Here is a 19,903-nt window from a genome sequence, read left to right on the forward strand (position 1 = left end):
ACATGGTCTGCGGACTGTAGGAAAACGTACAGGCTATTATTCTGCGTCCAGCTTAATTTGGCTGCGCAGGTAACCATCGATGAAGGGATCGAGATCGCCATCCATGACAGCCCCTACGTTGCCAGTTTCCACGCTAGTACGGTGATCCTTAACCATGCTGTATGGATGGAACACGTAGGAGCGAATTTGGCTGCCCCATGCAATATCGGACTGTTCTCCGCGGATTTCGTCCAAATGCTGACGCTGCTCTTCGATCTTACGCTCGTAGAGCTTGGAACGGAGCATCGTCATGGCACGCTCTCGGTTCTTGATCTGGGAACGTTCATTCTGACAGGTCACGACAATACCGGAAGGTAAATGCGTAATCCGAACGGCTGAATCGGTCGTATTAATATGCTGACCGCCCGCACCACTGGCCCGGTACGTATCAATTTTAAGATCTTCCGTGCGGATCTCAACGTCCACATCATCCGCAATTTCCGGCACCACATCACAGGATACGAACGATGTATGTCGACGGCCGGAGGAATCAAATGGAGAGATACGAACAAGCCGATGCACGCCTTTCTCTGCTTTCAAATAGCCGTAGGCATTGTAACCTTTGATCAAAAGGGTTACGCTCTTAATCCCTGCTTCATCACCTGCTAGATAATCCAGGGTCTCTACCTTAAAGCCCCGTTTTTCTGCCCAGCGTGTATACATCCGTAGCAACATTTGGCCCCAGTCTTGGGACTCCGTTCCGCCTGCTCCCGGATGCAACTCCAGGATGGCATTAAGTTTGTCATACGGCTGATTCAAAAGCAATTGCAATTCAAACTCCTGAAGCTTGCTCAGCAGAGAACTGACACTGTTCTCAATCTCTCCAGCCAGTGTTTCATCGCCTTCCTCATCAGCCAGCTCGGCCATCATGCCAGCGTCTTCGTATTCCTGACGAAGCTGTTCATAGCTGTCTACTGAAGACTTAACAGCGTTCATTTCCGCTATTACACCTTGGGCTTTATCATTATCATCCCAAAAGTCAGGTGCAGCCATCTTTACTTCAAAGTTTGCGATCATTTCCTGTTTGAGATCTAAGTCAAAGAGACCCCCTAAGGTTTGTTAGTTTCTTGCCTATTTCTCGCAAATCATGCTTTACACTTGGATCAATCATGATGTCATTCTCCTTTTAATATATGGTTAGGGGAAGTAAAAGCGTTGTGAGTTACGACTGGTGGGTAGGCGCTGCGCGAATGATTTGATCTTACGATCGCTGTTGCAGCGAGATGCCCTTGATTGGATTAACACATTCAAAGGTGGGCATCTCACTGCAAAGGCGAACGCTGACGCTTCTCCAGATTCAAATCCTTCACTTCGCTACCGACCGCCGTAAAGTCAAACGACTTATAGATAATCGGCTCAGGTATGTGAGCCGAGTCAAGAGCTGAATTAACTGACAAGCAAGCTAAGACCCGCTTGCTTGTCATAATTATAGAAATAGGGACAATCTTCTCAAGAAAAAAATATTCAAACTGATCCTCCAACAAAAACACTATAAGCTGAAAACATCAGTGCATCCCCTGTATGGCACAAAATGGCCGACGGTCAGTGGTTGAACTGCCGCCTGCCATTATATGCACTGCAGGGAATAGTGTATCTCAAGACTCTCCCTTAATTTCAATCCGTTATTTTCTACGCGGACGCGAAGGAGCGGATTTCTTTTTAGGAGCCGCAGGTTCGCCACTCGTCGAAATTTTGTCTTCGTCGATGACAGCCTGACGCTCTTGATTGGATTCAATTTGTGCTTTCATGATGTATGTCGCTACTTCCTCTTGGATGCTAGCAATCATAGCATGGAACATTTCGAAGCCTTCAAATTGATACTCGCGCAGAGGATCGGTACCGCCGTAAGCACGCAAGTGAATACCTTGACGCAATTGATCCATAGCATCAATATGGTCCATCCATTTGCTATCGACCGCACGCAGTACGATAACTTTCTCGAACTCGCGTACCATATCTTCGCCAATCATTTCTTCACGGCTGTGGTATCTGTTGGTAACTTTTTCGAAGATCATATCCACGATCTCCTCTTTTTCCTTGCCCCACAGGTCGTCACGTGTAAGTGTATTTTCCTCAAGCAGGTTGTTATTCACATACTCTGCTACTTCTTCAAGTTCCCAGTTTTCAGGAATGTCATCCCCGCAATGAGCTTCCACTACACGCTCAATGACAGGCTTGATCATGTCAAACACAATTTCCTTGATGTTCTCTGATTCCAGCACCTCACGGCGTTGTTTGTAAATAATAGCACGCTGCTGGTTCATTACATCATCATACTGGAGAACGACTTTACGCTGATCAAAGTTGTTGCCTTCGACGCGTTTTTGAGCTGATTCGATAGCACGTGTAATCATACGGCTCTCGATAGGTTGGTCTTCCTCGAAGCCCAAACGCTCCATCATATTCAGTACGTTGTCCGCACCAAAACGCTTCATTAACTCATCGCCCAGCGATAAGTAAAACTGTGTGGAGCCCGGATCACCCTGACGTCCTGCACGTCCGCGAAGCTGATTATCAATACGACGGGATTCATGACGTTCTGTACCGATGATGTGCAAACCACCAAGTTCTGATACGCCTTCACCCAGTACGATGTCAGTACCACGTCCGGCCATGTTGGTAGCGATGGTAACTGCGCCTGCTTCACCTGCACGGGAAATAATCTCAGCTTCCTCAGCATGATACTTGGCGTTAAGCACTTTGTGACGAACGCCTTTGCGTTTCAGCATTTCAGAAAGAAGCTCCGAGTTTTCAATAGAAACCGTACCTACTAATATCGGCTGGTTCTTTTTGTTACGCTCCAGGATTTCATCTACCACAGCATGGAATTTGCCTTTCACGCTCTTGTACACTATGTCAGGCATATCTACACGCTGGTTAGGCTTATTCGTCGGAATTTGGAGCACTTCCAGACCATATATTTTTTTGAATTCTTCTTCTTCTGTTTTAGCTGTACCCGTCATACCCGCCAATTTGCGGTACATACGGAAATAGTTTTGGAATGTAATTGTCGCCAATGTCATGCTTTCATTTTGTACAATGATGTTTTCCTTGGCTTCAATAGCTTGGTGCAAACCATCACTGTAACGACGTCCAGCCATCAAACGACCTGTAAACTCATCGACAATTAGGACTTCACCGTCAGCCACGACATAGTCCACATCCAAACGCATAATAGCATTAGCTTTCAATGCCTGTACAATGTGGTGATTGATTGTAACACTTTCCTGATCGTACAAGTTTTCAAGACCAAAGAAATTTTCAGCTTTGGATACGCCGTTTTCGGTCAAAGCAACCGACTTCACCTTAATATCCAGCGTGTAATCTTCTTCAACATTCAGGCTCTTCACAAAACGGTCAGCCGCAAAATACAGCTCGGTCGATTTCTGGGCTTGTCCTGAAATAATCAATGGTGTACGGGCTTCATCGACGAGAATGGAATCCACTTCATCAATGATACAGAAGTACAACGGACGTTGTACCATCTGTTCTTTGTAAAGCACCATATTATCACGCAGATAATCGAATCCGAACTCGTTGTTTGTACCGTATGTGATGTCACAAGCATATGCTGCCTGCTTGGCGGCATGATCCATGTTGGCCAAATTAAGCCCTACGGACATTCCTAGGAAGTTATAAATTTGTCCCATTTCTCCGCTGTCACGTTGCGCCAAATAGTCATTGACCGTAACCACGTGCACGCCTTTGCCCAACAGAGCATTCAAATAAACCGGCAGTGTTCCTACCAGTGTTTTACCTTCACCGGTTTTCATTTCGGCAATTTTACCTTCATGCAGCGCAATACCGCCGAGCATCTGTACGTCATAATGACGTTTACCCAGCACCCGTTTGGACGCTTCGCGAACAGTAGCAAAAGCTTCTGGCAAAATTTCTTCAGCCGTAGTCCCTTGTTCGACCCGAGCTTTAAATTCCACCGTCTTCGCTTGCAACTCCTCATCCGAGAGCTTTTCGAAATCCGGCTCTATCTTATTGATCAGTTCAACCGTCTTCATCAAACGCTTGACATCACGTTCATTGGTATCTCCGAAGATTTTCTTAACAATTCCTAGCATGGTTTACCCCTTTCGCGCAAAACAATTAATAGAATCAATTTCACAATAAGAAAGGGTCCATGATGAAATTGATTCCCGATATGTTTGACAGGCCCGGCTGTACCAGCCCATCGTGCGATGTTCTTTGCATAAATTGTAACAGTTTGTAGGACATGCCGCAACACAAGCAGCCTCCAGATTTGCATCCGGTTAAAGATACCAAAACAATTGACGCACGAAATACACAACTTGATTACACTTATCCAAGTTTAAATTTCCTTACTTTCACAAAAAAACATATAAAAGAGCCTTATCCCGCCAGGTTCGCAAGGATAAGGCTCGTGTTGTTTTCATTTTCCTAATATCCATGAAGCATGCTTCAATCGAAATCGTTCTATTCATTTTAAAATGTGAAAAGTTCCTACTTCACAGGCTATTGCCGTTCGATCAGACCGTATTTACCATCATTGCGCTTGTAAACTACGTTAACTTCTTCGTTGTCAATATTGGAAAACACAAAGAAATTATGTCCAACCATGTTCATTTGAAGAATAGCTTCTTCCACATCCATAGGTTTCAATAAGAAACGCTTGGTGCGGACAACTTCCAGCTCATCCAGTTCTGCATCTTCAGCAACAGCCACGCCACCTGCCGGATCTTCCACAAAAAGGGTTTTCAAACTGCCTTCTTGACGGAATTTTCGGTTTAGCTTGGTTTTGTGCTTGCGAATTTGCCGTTCAAGCTTGTCTACCACGGCATCAATGGATGCATACATGTCATCGCTCTCGTCTTCGGCACGGAGTACAAGCCCCGGCAAAGGAATGGTTACTTCTACAGTGTGCAAATCTCTGGTTGTGCTTAACGTTACACTTCCATCAGACGTCGGGGGTGCATCGAAATACTTTTCAAGTCTGCTGAATTTCTTATCAACGTAGTCCTTCAAAGCGTCGGTAACCTCGATCTGTTGACCTCGTACTGTTAAGTTCATAGGGCACGCCTCCTTTGCCCCTTCAGTATAGCACATATGTTAACGCCAAGTAAAAAAAGAGACCAACATTTCGAAGCTATTTTACAAAATCCCTCTTTTTTCGCTAAAACGCTTCCCATAACGTCATTCTTTGAAAACAGGTATGTTTAAAATCGACTTGCATACATATGTGAATAATGAGTGCATATACGAATATTGCTCCGCTGACGTCATGACAAACAACTATTTTGGGCTTCATGCTAAGCGATCTTATCGAAAAAGGGGGTGTCCCTTTCCCGCTGGACAGGTACATGGACTTGTGCGGTATGCAAGGCCTGGTTACAACCCAGACAATTTATACGAAAGGATTATTACACCCAGCCTAGCTGGCTCTTCCTATACGGAGATCTCAAGATAACAGATTTGGAAGAGATGGAAAGTAGGAAGCTAATCCATGGCTTTTATTCAGCGTTACGTAACGAACCAGACGGGGGCTGTCACCTTTATAGGGAATACACTTGGGCTGGCACGTTCTAATTCGGTAGGAGTGCCGGGAACAGCGACCAGCATTGGCGCTTTCATCACAACCAATACAGCCTCTCGCTTCGGCACGTATCCATTTGGCACGACTTCTACCTTTACCAGTAACTCATCGACAGCATTCCTTGTGCTCCCTGCGGGCAGTACAGTGCTGTATGCTGAGCTTATTTGGGGAGGAAGTTATGCCAACGGCAGCACCAATGTATTGTCCAGCGCCAGTAACCCGGTCACATTTCAGACACCTGCTTTATCTACCACGGTCAGCCCTGAATCTGCAACATCAGTCAACGTCACCAGTCTCAGTACCTATGTGAGAACAGCAAATGTCACAAATCTGGTCATTCAAGGCGGTGCAGGGGCATACACGGTCGGAAATGTGACGGGCACCATCACGGTTCCGGATTCCACCAACACCAACCATGCCGGCTGGACGCTGGCTGTGGTGTACAATAACCCATCTCTGCCCTTCCGTAACCTGTCGCTGCGTGTAGGCGGTGAGGGGGTCAGCAGTGCTACTGGCTCGGTCAACGTTGTAGTGAGTGGCTTTGCCACTCCTGTACAGGGAACTCTGCGCGGCAGGGCGCTGATTAGCGCCCAAGAGGGTGACGTGGACATCACTGGTGACCGTGCGTTGTTTGGACCTACCACATCCAGTTTGACTGCGCTGTCTGGGCCTAATAATTTTTCGACTAATTTTTTCGCTTCGCAAATAAACGGAGATGACGGTACATTGGTCACGACCGGGACCTTCGGTACAACTAATGCCGTAAATGGGACACCTGGAACGCAGGTGACCGGTGGACGGCAAGGCTGGGACATTACCAATGTCGATATTTCCTCCACGCTGCTCAACAGCCAAACGACAGGTGTCCTCCAGCTGACAACCAATGGCGACATTTACACTGTAAATGCCAATGCCATTCAAATTGATATCAATGCTCCGCTGGTGACCCTGACCAAAACTGCCAGCTCTACGGGCTTGGTTATTGGCGATACAGTTACCTATACGGTTAACATTTCGAATACGGGGCTCGTCAGTGCTTCCAACACAGTACTTACCGATACCATACCAACCGGGGCTACCTTCGTACCTGGCAGTGTTGTTGTCGCGGGCACAGCCCAGTCAACGGCCAATCCCGCTACAGGTATCACAGTGGGCAGTGTAGCTCCTGCTTCCACGGTGACCATTACATTCCGTGCAACCGTCACTTCATTGCCAGCAAACACCCAGCTAGGTAATCAGGCATCCGCATCCTTTTCCTTCCAAACTGTACCTGGAGGGCCTATCATTTCTGGCAACGTTCCGTCCAACACTGCCAGTACACCGATCTACCAGCCCGTCATCGGGATTGTTAAAAGTGCCAATACAACGGCTGCTACAGTCGGAGATACGATTACGTACACGTTTCAAATATCCAACACGGGCAGCATTGCTGCAAATCTCAGCTTTTCGGAGAGTATTCCCGCCGGATCATCCTTCATACCGGGTAGTGTGACCATTGGCGGTTCCTCCGTGCCTGCTGCCAATCCCGCTACTGGTTTTTCAGTAGGAACGATTAATACAAGTGCTACTATACCCGTGACCTTCCAGACCCTGGTCAATGTGGTTCCCGCCTCTGGTAATTTGACCGATCAGGCGGCTTACACGTATACCTTCACACCACCTGACGGACGTGTATTGAACGGAAGCGGGACGTCCAACACGCTCACCATTCCCGTCTCCTCACCAAATGTGACCGTGACAAAGGCATCTTCTCTGGCAGCAGCCGCAGTCGGAGAGACTGTTCAGTTTACCCTAACCGCCACAAACAACGGAATCGCCAATGTGACCAATGTAGTCGTTACCGATCCGCTGCCAAACGGAGTTGCCTTTGTACCTGGTAGCGTCACCGTGAACGGAACAGCTTCTGCGACTACTACACCTGTGAACGGCATTCCGATCGGTACTTTAGCTCCAGGCGCATCGGTTACAGTTGTATTTCGGGCAGCCATTAATTCTCTACCTTCTCCTGCACAGATCAACAATCGTGCAACTGTCAGCTTCACTTCTGGGGCCTTTACCGGATCATCTTTGTCCAATCTTGTAACCATACCTGTCGTTATCGCAGCGCCGACGATTACCAAGAGCGCAAGCTCCAACCGTGCCAGCGTTGGTGGAATAATTACTTATTCATTTCTCATCGCTAATACCGGAACAGTCGTATTAAACACGACCTTGACGGAAACTGTACCGACAGGCTCTACCTTTATTCCCGGAAGCGTCATTGTCGGCGGGTCCTCAGTGCCAGGCGCCAATCCTAATACGGGAATTTCAGTGGGCACCGTAAACCCTGGTGCACAAATTACAGTCTCATTCCGGACGACAGTAGATTCCCTACCACCCGGGGGTGGATTAAACGATCAGGGCCTGCTCCAATATTCATATCATTTGCAAGACGGAAGAACCCTCTCGGGCTCGCTTCTTTCCAATATTGTTTCCGTATCGATTTCGCTTCCCAACGTAGCCGTAACCAAGTCTGCGGGATTCACATCCGTTAGTGTTGGCGAAACGCTGACCTACAGCGTGAACGCCGTTAATAACGGAATTGACCCCATCACAAACACCGTGATTACCGATCCACTCCCCGGCAGCGTGTCATTTGTACCCGGAAGCGTAACCGTCGGTGGTTCACCTGTGAGCACAGTCGATCCAAGAAGTGGCATTCCAGTCGGTACCATTGGCGCAGGCGCATCCGTGCAGGTGTCCTATGCCGTGCTAGTTAACGCCGTTCCGTCCGTACAGCCGCTGCAAAACACAGCCAGTGTCAGCTTCACCAGCGGTGCTTTTACCGGAACATCCCAGACAAATACCGTCTCTGTGCCGGTTTATCAGCCTCGTATCAGTGTGGTCAAATCTGCAAATACAACAGCAGCTACGATAGGCGACACAATTCTGTATACATTGTTGGTCGCGAACAACGGTAACTATAATGCTTCTGTAACGCTGACAGATGTTATTCCTGCCGGTTCCACATTTATGGAGAACAGCGTAGTAATCAATGGTGTTAGTCAGCCCGGAGCCAGTCCAGCAGCAGGCATTTTCATCGGAACCGTGTCGCCGCAAAGCCCTATCACACTGACATTCCAAACCGTAGTAGCCTCTCTTCCAACACCATCTCAACTGACAGACCAGGCCACCGCCGCCATTTCCTTTACGTTGCCTGATGGGCGGGTGCGAACAGATAGCACATCGTCCAACGTGCTATCCATTCCTGTGTCTGCGCCGAATGTGTCCATTTCGAAGACTGCAAACCGTTTCACCGCCATTCCAGGTGATTCGGTATTATACACCCTGACCGTACTTAACAACGGAATCCAGACCGTGAACAATGTGGTCGTTTCCGATCCTATCCCGGCCGGCTCTCAATTCACTGCGGGTAGCGTAACGCTGAATGGCTCCACAATAGCCAGTGGAGATCCTTCTTTAGGTATCGTAATTGGGAGCATTGCCGCTGGAGGGGGAGCTACGATCACCTTCAGGGTAACGGTATCCTCTCCATTACCAAGTCCGCCGCAGCTCATCAATCAATCGCGTGTCAGCTACACGAGCGGTGCTTTTTCAGGCGTGTCAGTATCTAACCCGGTGACAGTAGCCGTCAATGCTCCAGTGCTAACTGTAAGTAAAACTGCTGACCTCCTACGGGCAACAGTTGGCGATATCGTAACGTATTCCGTGGCGGTAACCAACCATGGTAACATAGCTGCTGCTGCCACATTGACAGACAATATTCCCGCAGGCTCAGCACTAGTACCGAACAGTGTGGTCGTCAGCGGTGTTCCTATTCCTGGTACCAGTCCCGAAGCAGGTCTGTCTATTGGCTCCATTGCACCTGGAGCCGTAACTCAAACAACTTTTCAGGTGGTGATTACTTCCGTGCCTTTACCTCCCCAACTCACCGACCAGGCGAATATCAGCTTTTCCTTTCAACCGCCGGATGGCCGGATTGTTAACGGCAATGTTTCGTCCAATATTGTCACAATTCCTGTATCGTCACCCAATGTGCAGGTCAGTAAAAGCACCTCGGCAACTGATGCCGTTCCTGGTGATACGATAACCTATACTATTACAGCTACCAATAGTGGCATCGAAATCATAACAGATGTTCGTGTGACCGATACCATTCCGACAGGCTCCTCTTTTGTTCCTGGCTCCGTTATCGTAAATGGAACAACGCTGCCGTCAGCTAGCCCCTTAACGGGGATTCCAATTGGCTCCATCGCTGCTGGAGCGTCAACAACCGTTACCTTTTCCGTGTCTGTCAACAGCCTGCCTGACCCACCTCAGCTGAGTGATCAGGCTACAGTTTCTTTTACCAGCGGCACACTGAACTTCACATCACTCTCCAACACCGTTGTCGTCCCTGTTTACCAGCCTATTATCAGTCTTCTTAAAACCGCAAATACGAGTCAAGCAACGGTAGGCGACACCGTAGTCTATACACTCACTGCCCAAAATACAGGTAATCTAGCAGCGACCGCCACCTTCACCGATGCCATTCCATCTGGTTCCTCCTTTATACCGAATAGCGTCACCGTGAACGGTCTGCCTGTTGCTGGAGCCAATCCCCAATCAGGGGTAATAGTCGGAAACATTGCAGCGGGGGCTTCTGTTTCTCTTACCTTTCAAGTGGTCATTAACGCTGTCCCCACTGGCCTGGGCCTGTTAAATCAAGGTTCGGCCACATTCACTTTCCAGCCACCTGACGGTCGCACATTAAACGGAAGCGTCCAATCCAATCCGGTGTTTATTCCTGTATCCAATCCAGATGTCACCGTGACCAAAACAGTCAATCAGACTTCTGTAGCCTTTGGAGACACCATTACGTACACCATTACCGCAGCAAACGGAGGCATTGAACCTGTAACAGGGACGGTCTTTATCGACCCGATAGCTGATGGCACTACTTTTATACCTAACTCCGTACAAGTCAACGGTATCACTATACCAGGAGCCAACATTGCTACAGGTGTGTCCGTAGGCACTGTTCCAGCTGGCAGCTCAGCAACGGTTACCTTCCAGGCCACAGTAACATCCTTGCCAGCATCAGGTTTGTCAACAGATCAGGCAACGGTATCCTTTAATTCCGGGGCTTTTGCAGGTCAATCCATCTCGAATCAAGTCAGCCTGCCTGTATTACAGCCGATCTTGAATGTGACCAATACCCTCAGTGCGGATCGTGCTACCGTAGGGAATACACTTGGTTTTTTCATCACTGTAACCAATACCGGCAACGCGCCTGCAGAAACGGTCGTGCTTGATCTGTTATCCAGCTCGCTTAGCCTGAATCAAAATAGCGTATTGGTCAACGGTGCGCCCATTCCCGGAGCAGACCCTATTACAGGCATTAATATCGGTTCAATCGCACCAGGCGCGACGGTAACCGTCTCATTTAGCGCCGTGGTCATATCAGTACCACCTGGCTCTATACTGACCAACCAGGCCACTGTGAACTACACGTTCCAATTGCCAGATGGACGAACATTGACTGGAAGCGGAGCAGCCCTGCCTGTATCCATTCCAATCTCGTCACCGAATGTTACAGCCACGAAGGCAGCTGAGGTGGCTGTCGCTGTCGTGGGCGATTCTGTCCCATATGTCATAACTGCGTTCAATAACGGACTCGATCCGGTTACTAGCGTAATCGTTACGGACACCATTCCTTTCGGAACCGCCTTTGTCCCGGGCAGCGTTACAATTAATGGTACTCCTGTTGTTACAGCCAACCCACAAAATGGCATTCCTGTCGGAACGCTTGGAGCTGGTGGCGGAGCCACGATTCGCTTTTTGCTTAACGTACAATCCCTGCCGACACCGGCGTCCATCACTAATGAAGCAACCGTCAGCTTTACTTCAGGTGCATTTAATGGATTTTCGGTATCCAATCCCGTTACCATCCCTGTGTATCAACCGATCGTCACTGTAACTAAAAGCGCGGGAGCGGGAAGAGCTACAGTTGGAGATACTGTAACCTATACATTCTCCGTTACGAACTCTGGAAACATCGGTGCAGATACCGTACTTAGTGATCCCATTCCGGCAGGGGCAGCTTTTATACCTAATAGTGTAGTGATCAATGGCACCGCAGCACCTGGTTCAGATCCAAGTGTTGGGATCCCATTGGGTATCATAGGTGCAGCTACGACCGTCACTCTGACCTTTCAGACAGTCATTACCTCACTGCCCGCATCAGGTACATTGGTCAATCAGGCGACCGCAGCTTACAGCTATCAACCACCAGATGGTCGTGTCCTGACTGGAAGTGCAGTATCTCCGTCCGTGACCGTCTCGGTCTCTTCGCCAGATGTGGACGTTATCAAAACAGCCTCCGCTACAGATGCTGTAGTCGGAGATACCATTACGTATACTGTCGTCGCTACGAATAACGGAATCAGTCAAGTCGTCAATGCCGTTGTATCTGATCAGCTGCCGCCCGGCACCAGCTTTGTTTCTGGCAGTGTAACCGTGAATGGCACATCTGTACCTACTGCATCACCAAGCTCAGGTATCCCTGTTGGCACCATTGCAGTAGGTGGCTCGGCAGCCGTTACATTCCAGGTCTCCGTCGTTAGTCTGCCGCAGCCGCCGCAAATAACTAATCAAGCAACCGTCAGCTTTACTTCGGGCGCGTTGACCTCGTCTTCGCAATCCGATCCGGTGACCTTGCCTGTTTATCAGCCAATCATCGGCCTGACCAAAACCGTCAATACCGTCAATACACAGATCGGATCAACATTGGTCTATACCCTGACACTCACCAATACCGGAAATATTGCCGTTATACCTGTGCTGTCGGATAACATTCCTACTGGCTCTGAGCTACTGCCTAACAGCGTAGTCGTTAATGGCATCCTTGTACCAGGAGCTTCGCCAGTTACAGGCATAACGCTCGGATCACTGGCCCCTTCAGGCAGTATTACAGTGAGCTTCCAAACCATCGTCTCGTCTCTGCCAGTTCCGCCTATATTAACCGACCAAGGGCAAGCGAATTTTACGTACTCACCACCAGATGGTAGGGTGCTGAGTGGTTCCGTCACATCCAATACAGTCAATGTTGCTGTGTCTGCACCTAATATTCAGGTGACGAAAACATCCAGTCTGGCAGCCGCTGTAGTCGGAGATACGATCAGATATACACTGAGCATCACGAATAGCGGTGTGGATTCAGTCACAGATACTGTCGTGACCGATACAATTCCTGCAGGTACCTCCTTCGTTCCGGGCAGTGTCCTCATCGACGGAGTAGCCTTCCCTAATGCCTCTCCGATTGCTGGAATTGCCATTGGAAACGTCGCACCTGGAAATACATTCGTCGTCAGTTTCCAAACGACTGTCCAGTCTTTGCCGCAACCACCCCTGCTCACAGATATTGCAGCCGTCACGTTTACTAGCGGAACGTTCACTGGCACTGCCTTTTCCGATCCACTCATCGTACCTGTGTTCCAACCGCTAATTGCAATTACTAAAGCATCCAGCACTCTTAACGCCTCCGTCGGCGATACACTGACGTACACGATTACGGCCGTAAATAGCGGCAATATTGCAGCAGCACTTACCATCAGCGATAACATCCCAGCCGGATCGACTTTCCTTGCCAACAGTGTCAGCATTGCTGGCAGTCCGCAACCTGGATTGTCCATCGAAACTGGCGTTCCCGTTGGATCCGTGTTGCCAGGCGGAACGGTATCCGTAACGTTCCAAACCGTTATCAATACTCTGCCTAATCCACAGGTACTGGTCGATCAGGCATCAGGCTCATTCACTTTCCAACCACCAGATGGCAGAACAGTATCCGGATCTGCGGTATCCAACACAGTTAGTATCTCTGTATCCTCACCAGATGTGAGCATTGTCAAAGGAACAGCAGCTACAGACGCCATTGTCGGCGATATCATCACCTATACCTTGGCCGTTTCCAACAATGGAATCAGTACCGCCAATAATATAGTGGTTTCAGATATCATTGCAGCAGGAAGCTCCTTTGTGAATGGCAGTGTTACTGTAAATGGAACCTCCTTCCCTGATGGAAATCCTGGATTTGGTATTGCCATCGGTACGCTCGCTCCAGGAGCTGTTACTACCGTTACGTTCCAGGCTCGAGTTGATTTCTTGCCCACATCGGCACAATTAACCAATCAGGCATCCGTTAGCTTTACCAGCGGGGCATTTACTGGCAGTTCAACATCTAATGTGGTAACTATTCCAGTCTTCCAGCCGATCCTGACAGCAGTCAAAACAAGCAATACTAATAATGCCACCGTCGGAGACATCATCACTTATACGATTGTCGTATCCAACACGGGTAACATTGCAGCCTCAACTACGGTAAGCGACAATATTCCAGACGGCTCTGTATTCCTTCCCAACACCGTCTCGATTAATGGCATTGCAGCTCCCGGTGCAAGCCCGGTTTCCGGCATCCCGACTCCAGCCATACCACCAGGACAATCGGCAACTGTCACTTTCCAAGTGCTGGTATCTTCCATCCCTGCAACCGTACTGCTGGTTGATCAGGCCGAGGTAGACTATCGCTTTAATGCACCAAATGGGCGAGAGGCAGGCGGTTTCCGTTTATCCAACATTGTTGAGGTTGCCGTGTCACCGCTAGACATCACATTAAGTAAAAGCGTAAGCTCACCTTTCGCCACTACTGGCGAAACCTTGACGTATGAACTCGTGATCTTCAACGAGGATACAAATACCGTGCAAGATGCCCGTTTGCTGGATATTTTGCCAGAAGACATCGAGTTTATTACAGGTTCAGTTCAGATTAATGGATCTACGGTAACAGAAAGCGATCCCGGCACCGGTATACCTTTGCCACCGTTAGAAGCGAATTCCAAGACTGTCATATCCTTTGATGTCCGTATCACAGCGACAGAACAGCCAGGACCACGTACGAATCAGGCACGCCTGTTACTCTCAAATGGTGAAGAAGCGAGTGCCGTTTTGTCCAATGCTGTCACCATTGCCTTACTTCAGCCTGTAGTGAAACTGACGAAAATAGCCAGCACGGAGAGCGTACAGCCAGGTCAAAGCATCACCTATTCCATCATTGCAGAAAATACTGGGAATATCGGTGCATTTGGCTTGTTAACGGACTCACTGCCATCGGAGCTTTCTTTTGTTTCTGGCTCTGTTTCGGTTAATGGAATCCCTCAATATGGCGTCAGTCCAGGGCAAGGCATTGCCCTAGGCACTATCGCACCAGGAGAAAAGACGACTACCCTCTTCTCCGCGCTTGTCGTTCGTGCCTCCGAGTCTGGCACACTGGTGAATCAAGCTTCGCTGGCTTACTCCTACCAGCTGCCGGACGGACGAAGCACGAATCTGGTAACTGCTTCACCTTCTGTCTCGGTTAAAGTAGCCCCTACTGCTAAAGGAGCCTTGTCAGCCGTGCTACGCACAACAGTGTCTACTGTCGCATTAGGCGATGCTGTGCCTTATCAGTTGACTCTTGTTAATGATGGAGGCTCGGTCATTACCGATGTAGTGTTAGCCGATTACGTACCGAATGGAACCATCATAAACCCGAGTAGCTTGAGAATTAGCGGTTCTCCACCTGCTTCTAGCAAGCCGGGTGAACCATTATTTATCGGCAGCTTGCAGGTAGGACAGACAATTGATGTATCCTACAGCGTGAACGTTCAGTCTCTGCCTCTCGGAGGACGTCTAAACAATAGCGTGCGGCTTCAATATGCTGGCAGTGACGGTGCTAGCGAGGTTACCAGCAATACCGTGACTATAGCTGTTTTCGATCCACAGCTTGCCGCAAGTATCTCCACGGAAAATACGGAGGCCATCGCAGGAGAAAGTCTTACCTATACGGTACTGCTCAACAACTTCGGCAACGTAACATCCGAAGTTACACTGCAAAATTTCATTCCTGCCGGGACTCTGTTGATTCCTGACAGCATACAGTTGAACGGTCAATCACTGTCGGGAGCCGATCCAACTATCGGTGTTAGCCTAGGGTATGTGGAACCAGGACAGTCATTGACATTGACTTATCAAGTGACCGTATCGGAGACGCCTCCATCTGGCTACATCGTAAATCAAGCTGCCTTTGCCTACTCGTTTACGCTACCTGGAGGAAGAGTCGTATCAGGGACATTGACTACCAAAGCCGTTACGATCCCAATTGTATCCCCACTGCTCGAATTAGTTAAAAAGGTGAACACCACAGATGCCTCTGTAGGCGACACACTCACCTTCACCATTCAGATTACTAACAAAGGGGGGATCTCTGCACAATATCCGTTGTTCACGGACCCGTTGCCGCATGGACTCATTTATGTACCCAACAGCCTAACTATCCAAGAAAAAGCACAGCCAGGTGCTAATCCCGCCGCAGGTATCACGCTCCCGGATATTGCACCAGGGGAGACGCTCACCCTTACGCTTCAGACACAAATTCGTGAAGCACCTGCTGATGGAACATTCAGCAACCAGGCCATCATCGAATATACCTCACGTCGTAGTGGAGGAGAGACCATCCAGAAAACCTCCCAGACCAACACCGTTGGCGTGACCGTTATTGCAGCCATTCCTAAACTCACGCTTAGCTCCAGCGCTCTGCGTGTCGGCCAAGAAGATACCCTGTCCTTCACCGTCCATGTGGAAAACATCGGCAATACCCCGCTGGAAGAGCTCTTGCTCACTGCACCATTTGCAGCCGAAGATTTCATTTTGCTGCGAACGGTCACCGTGAATTCTGTGCCGCTTCCGCATCCTAACCTGCTCCAAGATATACCGTTAGGTCGGCTTGACCCAGACCACAAAGCCGTCATCGTATTCTCTTTCGACATCGAATCTGCGCTCCGTGCGTATCTGATCGCCCAAGTTATTCTGCGCTATCAATTCCGTTATCCAGACGGAAGCGTAGAGAAACAATCTGCCTCTTCCAATACCATTTTTGTGGAAATGGCTGACTTTGATGGTTCTCTAGAGTAAATGTTCTGTTGCGTTGAGCTCCTTACCACCGGGTAAGGGGCTTTTTTATGTAATTAGAAAACATAAAAAAGCCCTGGAATAAATTCCAGGGCAGTGCTAGCGCGTTATCCATTGCTAACCATCTTACCAATTATGTAGGTCGGCTATGCCGGGGATGATTATAATTTGGTTACGTTAGCGGCTTGTGGTCCACGTGCGCCTTCAACAATGTCGAACTCCACGTCTTGTCCTTCTTCAAGTGTTTTGAAGCCTTCTGTTTGAATTGCGGAAAAATGTACAAATACGTCGCCGCCGTCAGATGTTTCAATGAAACCATAACCTTTTTCTGCGTTAAACCATTTTACTTTACCTTGCATGCACTAACATTCCCTTCGTCATCAAATGAAGTGAAGCTCTCGCCCACATTTCCGACTATACCACCCAAAGTTATCCATTGTCAATTGGAATTGATAATGTTTTCATACATTTATTTGCCATCAATATCCTCCTGCTAATACAGTTGAATATCGTTACAATGAATTCTTAATGATTGTATAGAGGTTATAATATAGTAATAACCCGCTTCCCTGTATGCTGAAACAGGTGAAGCGGGTTAGGGAAAATATTTTTATTTTCGGCGATCCATCAAAATGGCATCAGGAGAATAGGCAGTTTCGTAGACGTTGCGCTGAACTTTGGCCATGTTACGCTGTTGAAGCCAGTCGGCTGCTTCTGCTTTTAAGAAATTCATTCTGCTTATGATGGCAGTGTCATTACCTATAAGATTTCTTATACGATCAGTCTGCCCTGCGTCGGCAGCACTTAGCTTAAGAATGTCCTCTAGTTCATTCACTAGCAACTGACGACTTTCAACAAATCTCACCATCTCTTCATAAGATGTTATATTCAGTCGATTCATTAAATCAGCAGTAAGGTTCTCCAGTTGGCCGATAAGCTCATCCATGGTTGGATCCTATCGGTGTATCCGCAGCGCCAGCCGTCAACTTACTTGCCTGTACCCAGGTTTCGCGTAATTCGGTGAGATATCCTAGAGCTTCATTGGCTGGATCTGCACTTTTTTTTATGTTGGCTTGAATTAAAAGATAATTCATGTATTCGTAGAGAGCAAACAAGCTTTTCGAAATATCGTAGGAGTGATCCAACGTCGACATAAGCTCACTAATGATGGTCTGTGCTTTACCAAGGTTTAGGTTAACCTTTTGATAGTCTTTAGAGTCTAAAGCAACCAGTCCCGCCTTAACAAAGCGAATGGCTCCATCATATAACATAACTACAAGTTGAGAAGGAGTAGAGGTTTGAACCGAAGACTGCCGATATTTTTCATAAGGAGATGTAATCAATCCACTCACCCTTTACTTTCTATTGTAAAAAACTTGTCAGACTGGACGACTGGGATTGGTATTTATTCATAGCTTCTTCCATGGCTGAGAATTGTTTGTAATAGCGTGTTTCCATATCACTAAGTCGGCTTTTCATGTCAGAAATTCGTTTATTGTAATCCGCAAGCTGCTTGCCCATAATACTTTCTGTTTTAAATATACTATTTACATCAGAACTAAACTTGGATGTACCTGCTTTCTTAGCTAGTAAGTCCAATGTTCCGTTCATTTCGTCACTGATTTTACTGTATATTCCTGGAGTTGCGCCATCTGCACTACCCTGAAAAATATTCATGACTTTTTGAGGGTCGCTCTGTAAAGCAACTTTAAGCTTCTCCTCGTTGATATATATTTTTCCATTTTCATAGTATTGTCCAGTTGTAATGCCTATTGCGCTTAGATCACCGAGACTTCCTGTAATCACTGAACGCATCGAGGAGACTGCAGAGGACAGGATATTATCGTTTTTGAGAAGGCCACTTTTAGCCTTTTGTTCCCAAAGTGTAATATCATTCTCTTTCATGTCTTTCTTTTGTTCATCTGTAAGTGGCTGATAATCGCGGTATTTTTCCTCTTTAACTTTCGAGCCAAAGGTATTGAGTAAGTCATTGTAATTTTGAACGAAATTTTTGATCGTATCTAGCGCTTTAGCTGGATCTGTTTGAGTTTGAATATTCGCAAGATCTGTAGATGTGTTCGTTGATAAAAGGGTGAGCGTGACACCATTAACAGTAAGAGAATTGTTATTAGTGGTAAATTCCTTAAAACTTGAACCACCGTCCGTACTAATTTTGACTGTTCCTGCTGTAGCGTTTTGTATTGTACCCATGCCCAATAATGTTTTCAAAGTACCTGAACCATCTGTAAGATTCGTTCCATAATCTTTTGATGTGATGGAAAATTTACCGGATACTTCATCAAAACTCGCATTAACCTTCATATCGGCATCCGTACTAATTGTATTAATAACATTAGCTATAGTTTTGTCGCTAGAAAAGGTTAAAGATTTCCCATTAATGGTGACTGTATAATCTGCAGCACCTGTACTGGTGGATAGATCTCCAATTTTTGTTGTTAGCGTAGCATCTGCACTAGAGCTAGTCGATAACTTACTTCCACTTGTCATATTCGACTTTTGCGCGAGACTTGTAACTTGTACAGCCATCGCCGCACCGCTCGCATTAGCACTTGCGTCTGCTTTGATTGCGGTCGTATTTCCCGATACAACCGCCTGTTGTGTATTCATCGCTGGTGATAACTTAAACTCCGAAAGCTTAGTTCTGAAATCAACAATTTTGCTGTTTAACTCTCTATAGCTGTCCCGTGTCCATTCCAAGATTTGTTTCTGTTGATTCAACTTGTTTAATGGTGCTTTTTTGGCAGTCATTAAATTTGTGACCATACTGTCAATATCCATCCCCGAAAATCCGTTAATACGCATTATATAATTACCTCCTTAAGCTTTTTCGTCTACTAGGATCCCTGCTATTTCCATCATTTTCGCAACAAGATCAAGTGTTTTTTCAGGAGGAATTTCACGTATCAATTCACCTGTATCCTTATTGAGAACTTTAACCAAAATCTGATGCGTCTTTTCGTGTACACTCATTTCCAAAGTTGTTGTAGGGCCCTGGAGAGCCTTAACGGCTCGATCTATCGCCTTAATAAGCTGTTCGTCCCCAAGCGAAATGCTAACTCCTTGCTGTTCAAGCCTACTTAAATCAATCCCGGTTTTTGCTGCCCGCAGAAGCATGCTGCTTTGAGTAACATCTGAATCACTTAGTTGACTTCTCGTACTCGACGTGGAACTTGCCGCATTGGTAGAAAGTGAAAACTGTAGATTCATCGTTCATCCCCCGATGGAATTATTTATTATATTTATCGGTTAGTGAGGTTGAAGATTGAAGATTGAATAGGATATCCATTCATACAGAGA

General features: G+C 47.4%; 10 protein-coding genes. 1 reads left to right on the forward strand and 9 read right to left on the reverse strand.

What is annotated here, in order from left to right; genetic code table 11:
• Nucleotides 1-36: 36 nt before the first annotated feature.
• The 4 genes from prfB to hpf all read right to left on the reverse strand — a co-directional run bounded on the left by prfB (nucleotide 37) and on the right by hpf (nucleotide 5,079).
• Nucleotides 37-1,150, reverse strand: a protein-coding gene (prfB, locus tag MKY16_RS22415; RefSeq protein WP_141695457.1) for a peptide chain release factor 2 whose coding sequence is annotated in 2 segments (ribosomal slippage) — nucleotides 37-1,077 and nucleotides 1,079-1,150 — 1,113 coding nt in all. Because the reading frame shifts where the segments join, the coding sequence is not laid out codon by codon here.
• A 151-nt stretch (nucleotides 1,151-1,301) separates the two neighbouring features.
• Entirely contained in the window at nucleotides 1,302-1,436 is a 135-nt protein-coding gene (locus tag MKY16_RS22420) for a hypothetical protein (RefSeq protein WP_280921432.1), read from the reverse strand.
• Nucleotides 1,437-1,661: 225 nt separating this feature from the next.
• Entirely contained in the window at nucleotides 1,662-4,112 is a 2,451-nt protein-coding gene (gene secA, locus MKY16_RS22425) for a preprotein translocase subunit SecA (RefSeq protein WP_039271459.1), read from the reverse strand.
• Between the two features lie 412 nt (nucleotides 4,113-4,524).
• Nucleotides 4,525-5,079: a ribosome hibernation-promoting factor, HPF/YfiA family gene (hpf, locus tag MKY16_RS22430; protein ID WP_029514571.1), complete on the reverse strand. Its 555-nt coding sequence runs from the start codon at nucleotides 5,077-5,079 to the stop codon at nucleotides 4,525-4,527.
• 433 nt (nucleotides 5,080-5,512) lie between these two features.
• Here hpf and MKY16_RS22435 point away from each other — a divergent pair, with 433 nt between their 5' ends.
• On the forward strand, nucleotides 5,513-16,588 hold the full coding sequence (locus MKY16_RS22435; RefSeq protein ID WP_340957053.1) for a DUF7507 domain-containing protein: 11,076 nt from the start codon (nucleotides 5,513-5,515) through the stop codon (nucleotides 16,586-16,588).
• 158 nt (nucleotides 16,589-16,746) lie between these two features.
• On the opposite strand, the gene MKY16_RS22440 is transcribed toward MKY16_RS22435, so the two are convergent.
• From MKY16_RS22440 to MKY16_RS22460, 5 genes are all read right to left on the reverse strand, one after another.
• Entirely contained in the window at nucleotides 16,747-16,944 is a 198-nt protein-coding gene (locus MKY16_RS22440; protein WP_013312263.1) for a cold shock domain-containing protein, read from the reverse strand.
• Nucleotides 16,945-17,195: 251 nt separating this feature from the next.
• A complete protein-coding gene (locus MKY16_RS22445; RefSeq protein WP_134902729.1) occupies nucleotides 17,196-17,531 on the reverse strand; it encodes a hypothetical protein in 336 nt (111 codons plus the stop codon).
• A complete protein-coding gene (fliS, locus tag MKY16_RS22450; protein WP_340957617.1) occupies nucleotides 17,524-17,928 on the reverse strand; it encodes a flagellar export chaperone FliS in 405 nt (134 codons plus the stop codon). Before fliS ends, MKY16_RS22445 begins: the two co-directional genes overlap by 8 nt.
• Nucleotides 17,929-17,947: 19 nt before the next feature.
• Nucleotides 17,948-19,408 (reverse strand): flagellar filament capping protein FliD, encoded by a 1,461-nt coding sequence (fliD, locus tag MKY16_RS22455; RefSeq protein WP_340957057.1) that lies wholly within the window; start codon nucleotides 19,406-19,408, stop codon nucleotides 17,948-17,950.
• 15 nt (nucleotides 19,409-19,423) lie between these two features.
• Nucleotides 19,424-19,813 carry a flagellar protein FlaG gene (locus MKY16_RS22460; RefSeq protein WP_340957059.1) on the reverse strand — a complete coding sequence of 130 codons (390 nt, stop codon included), beginning with the start codon at nucleotides 19,811-19,813 and terminating at the stop codon, nucleotides 19,424-19,426.
• Between the last annotated feature and the right edge of the window lie 90 nt (nucleotides 19,814-19,903).

The sequence above is a fragment of the Paenibacillus sp. FSL L8-0641 genome (assembly GCF_038006265.1).
Taxonomy (GTDB): domain Bacteria; phylum Bacillota; class Bacilli; order Paenibacillales; family Paenibacillaceae; genus Paenibacillus; species Paenibacillus polymyxa_D.

What these genes read in the sequence shown, in the direction of transcription:
- fliD (WP_340957057.1), bottom strand. Translation starts at nt 19,408, where the DNA reads ATGCGTATTAACGGATTTTCGGGGATGGATATTGACAGTATGGTCACA.
- secA (WP_039271459.1), bottom strand. Translation starts at nt 4,112, where the DNA reads ATGCTAGGAATTGTTAAGAAAATCTTCGGAGATACCAATGAACGTGAT.
- MKY16_RS22460 (WP_340957059.1), bottom strand. Translation starts at nt 19,813, where the DNA reads ATGAATCTACAGTTTTCACTTTCTACCAATGCGGCAAGTTCCACGTCG.
- hpf (WP_029514571.1), bottom strand. Translation starts at nt 5,079, where the DNA reads ATGAACTTAACAGTACGAGGTCAACAGATCGAGGTTACCGACGCTTTG.
- MKY16_RS22435 (WP_340957053.1), top strand. Translation starts at nt 5,513, where the DNA reads ATGGCTTTTATTCAGCGTTACGTAACGAACCAGACGGGGGCTGTCACC.
- MKY16_RS22440 (WP_013312263.1), bottom strand. Translation starts at nt 16,944, where the DNA reads ATGCAAGGTAAAGTAAAATGGTTTAACGCAGAAAAAGGTTATGGTTTC.
- MKY16_RS22445 (WP_134902729.1), bottom strand. Translation starts at nt 17,531, where the DNA reads ATGGATGAGCTTATCGGCCAACTGGAGAACCTTACTGCTGATTTAATG.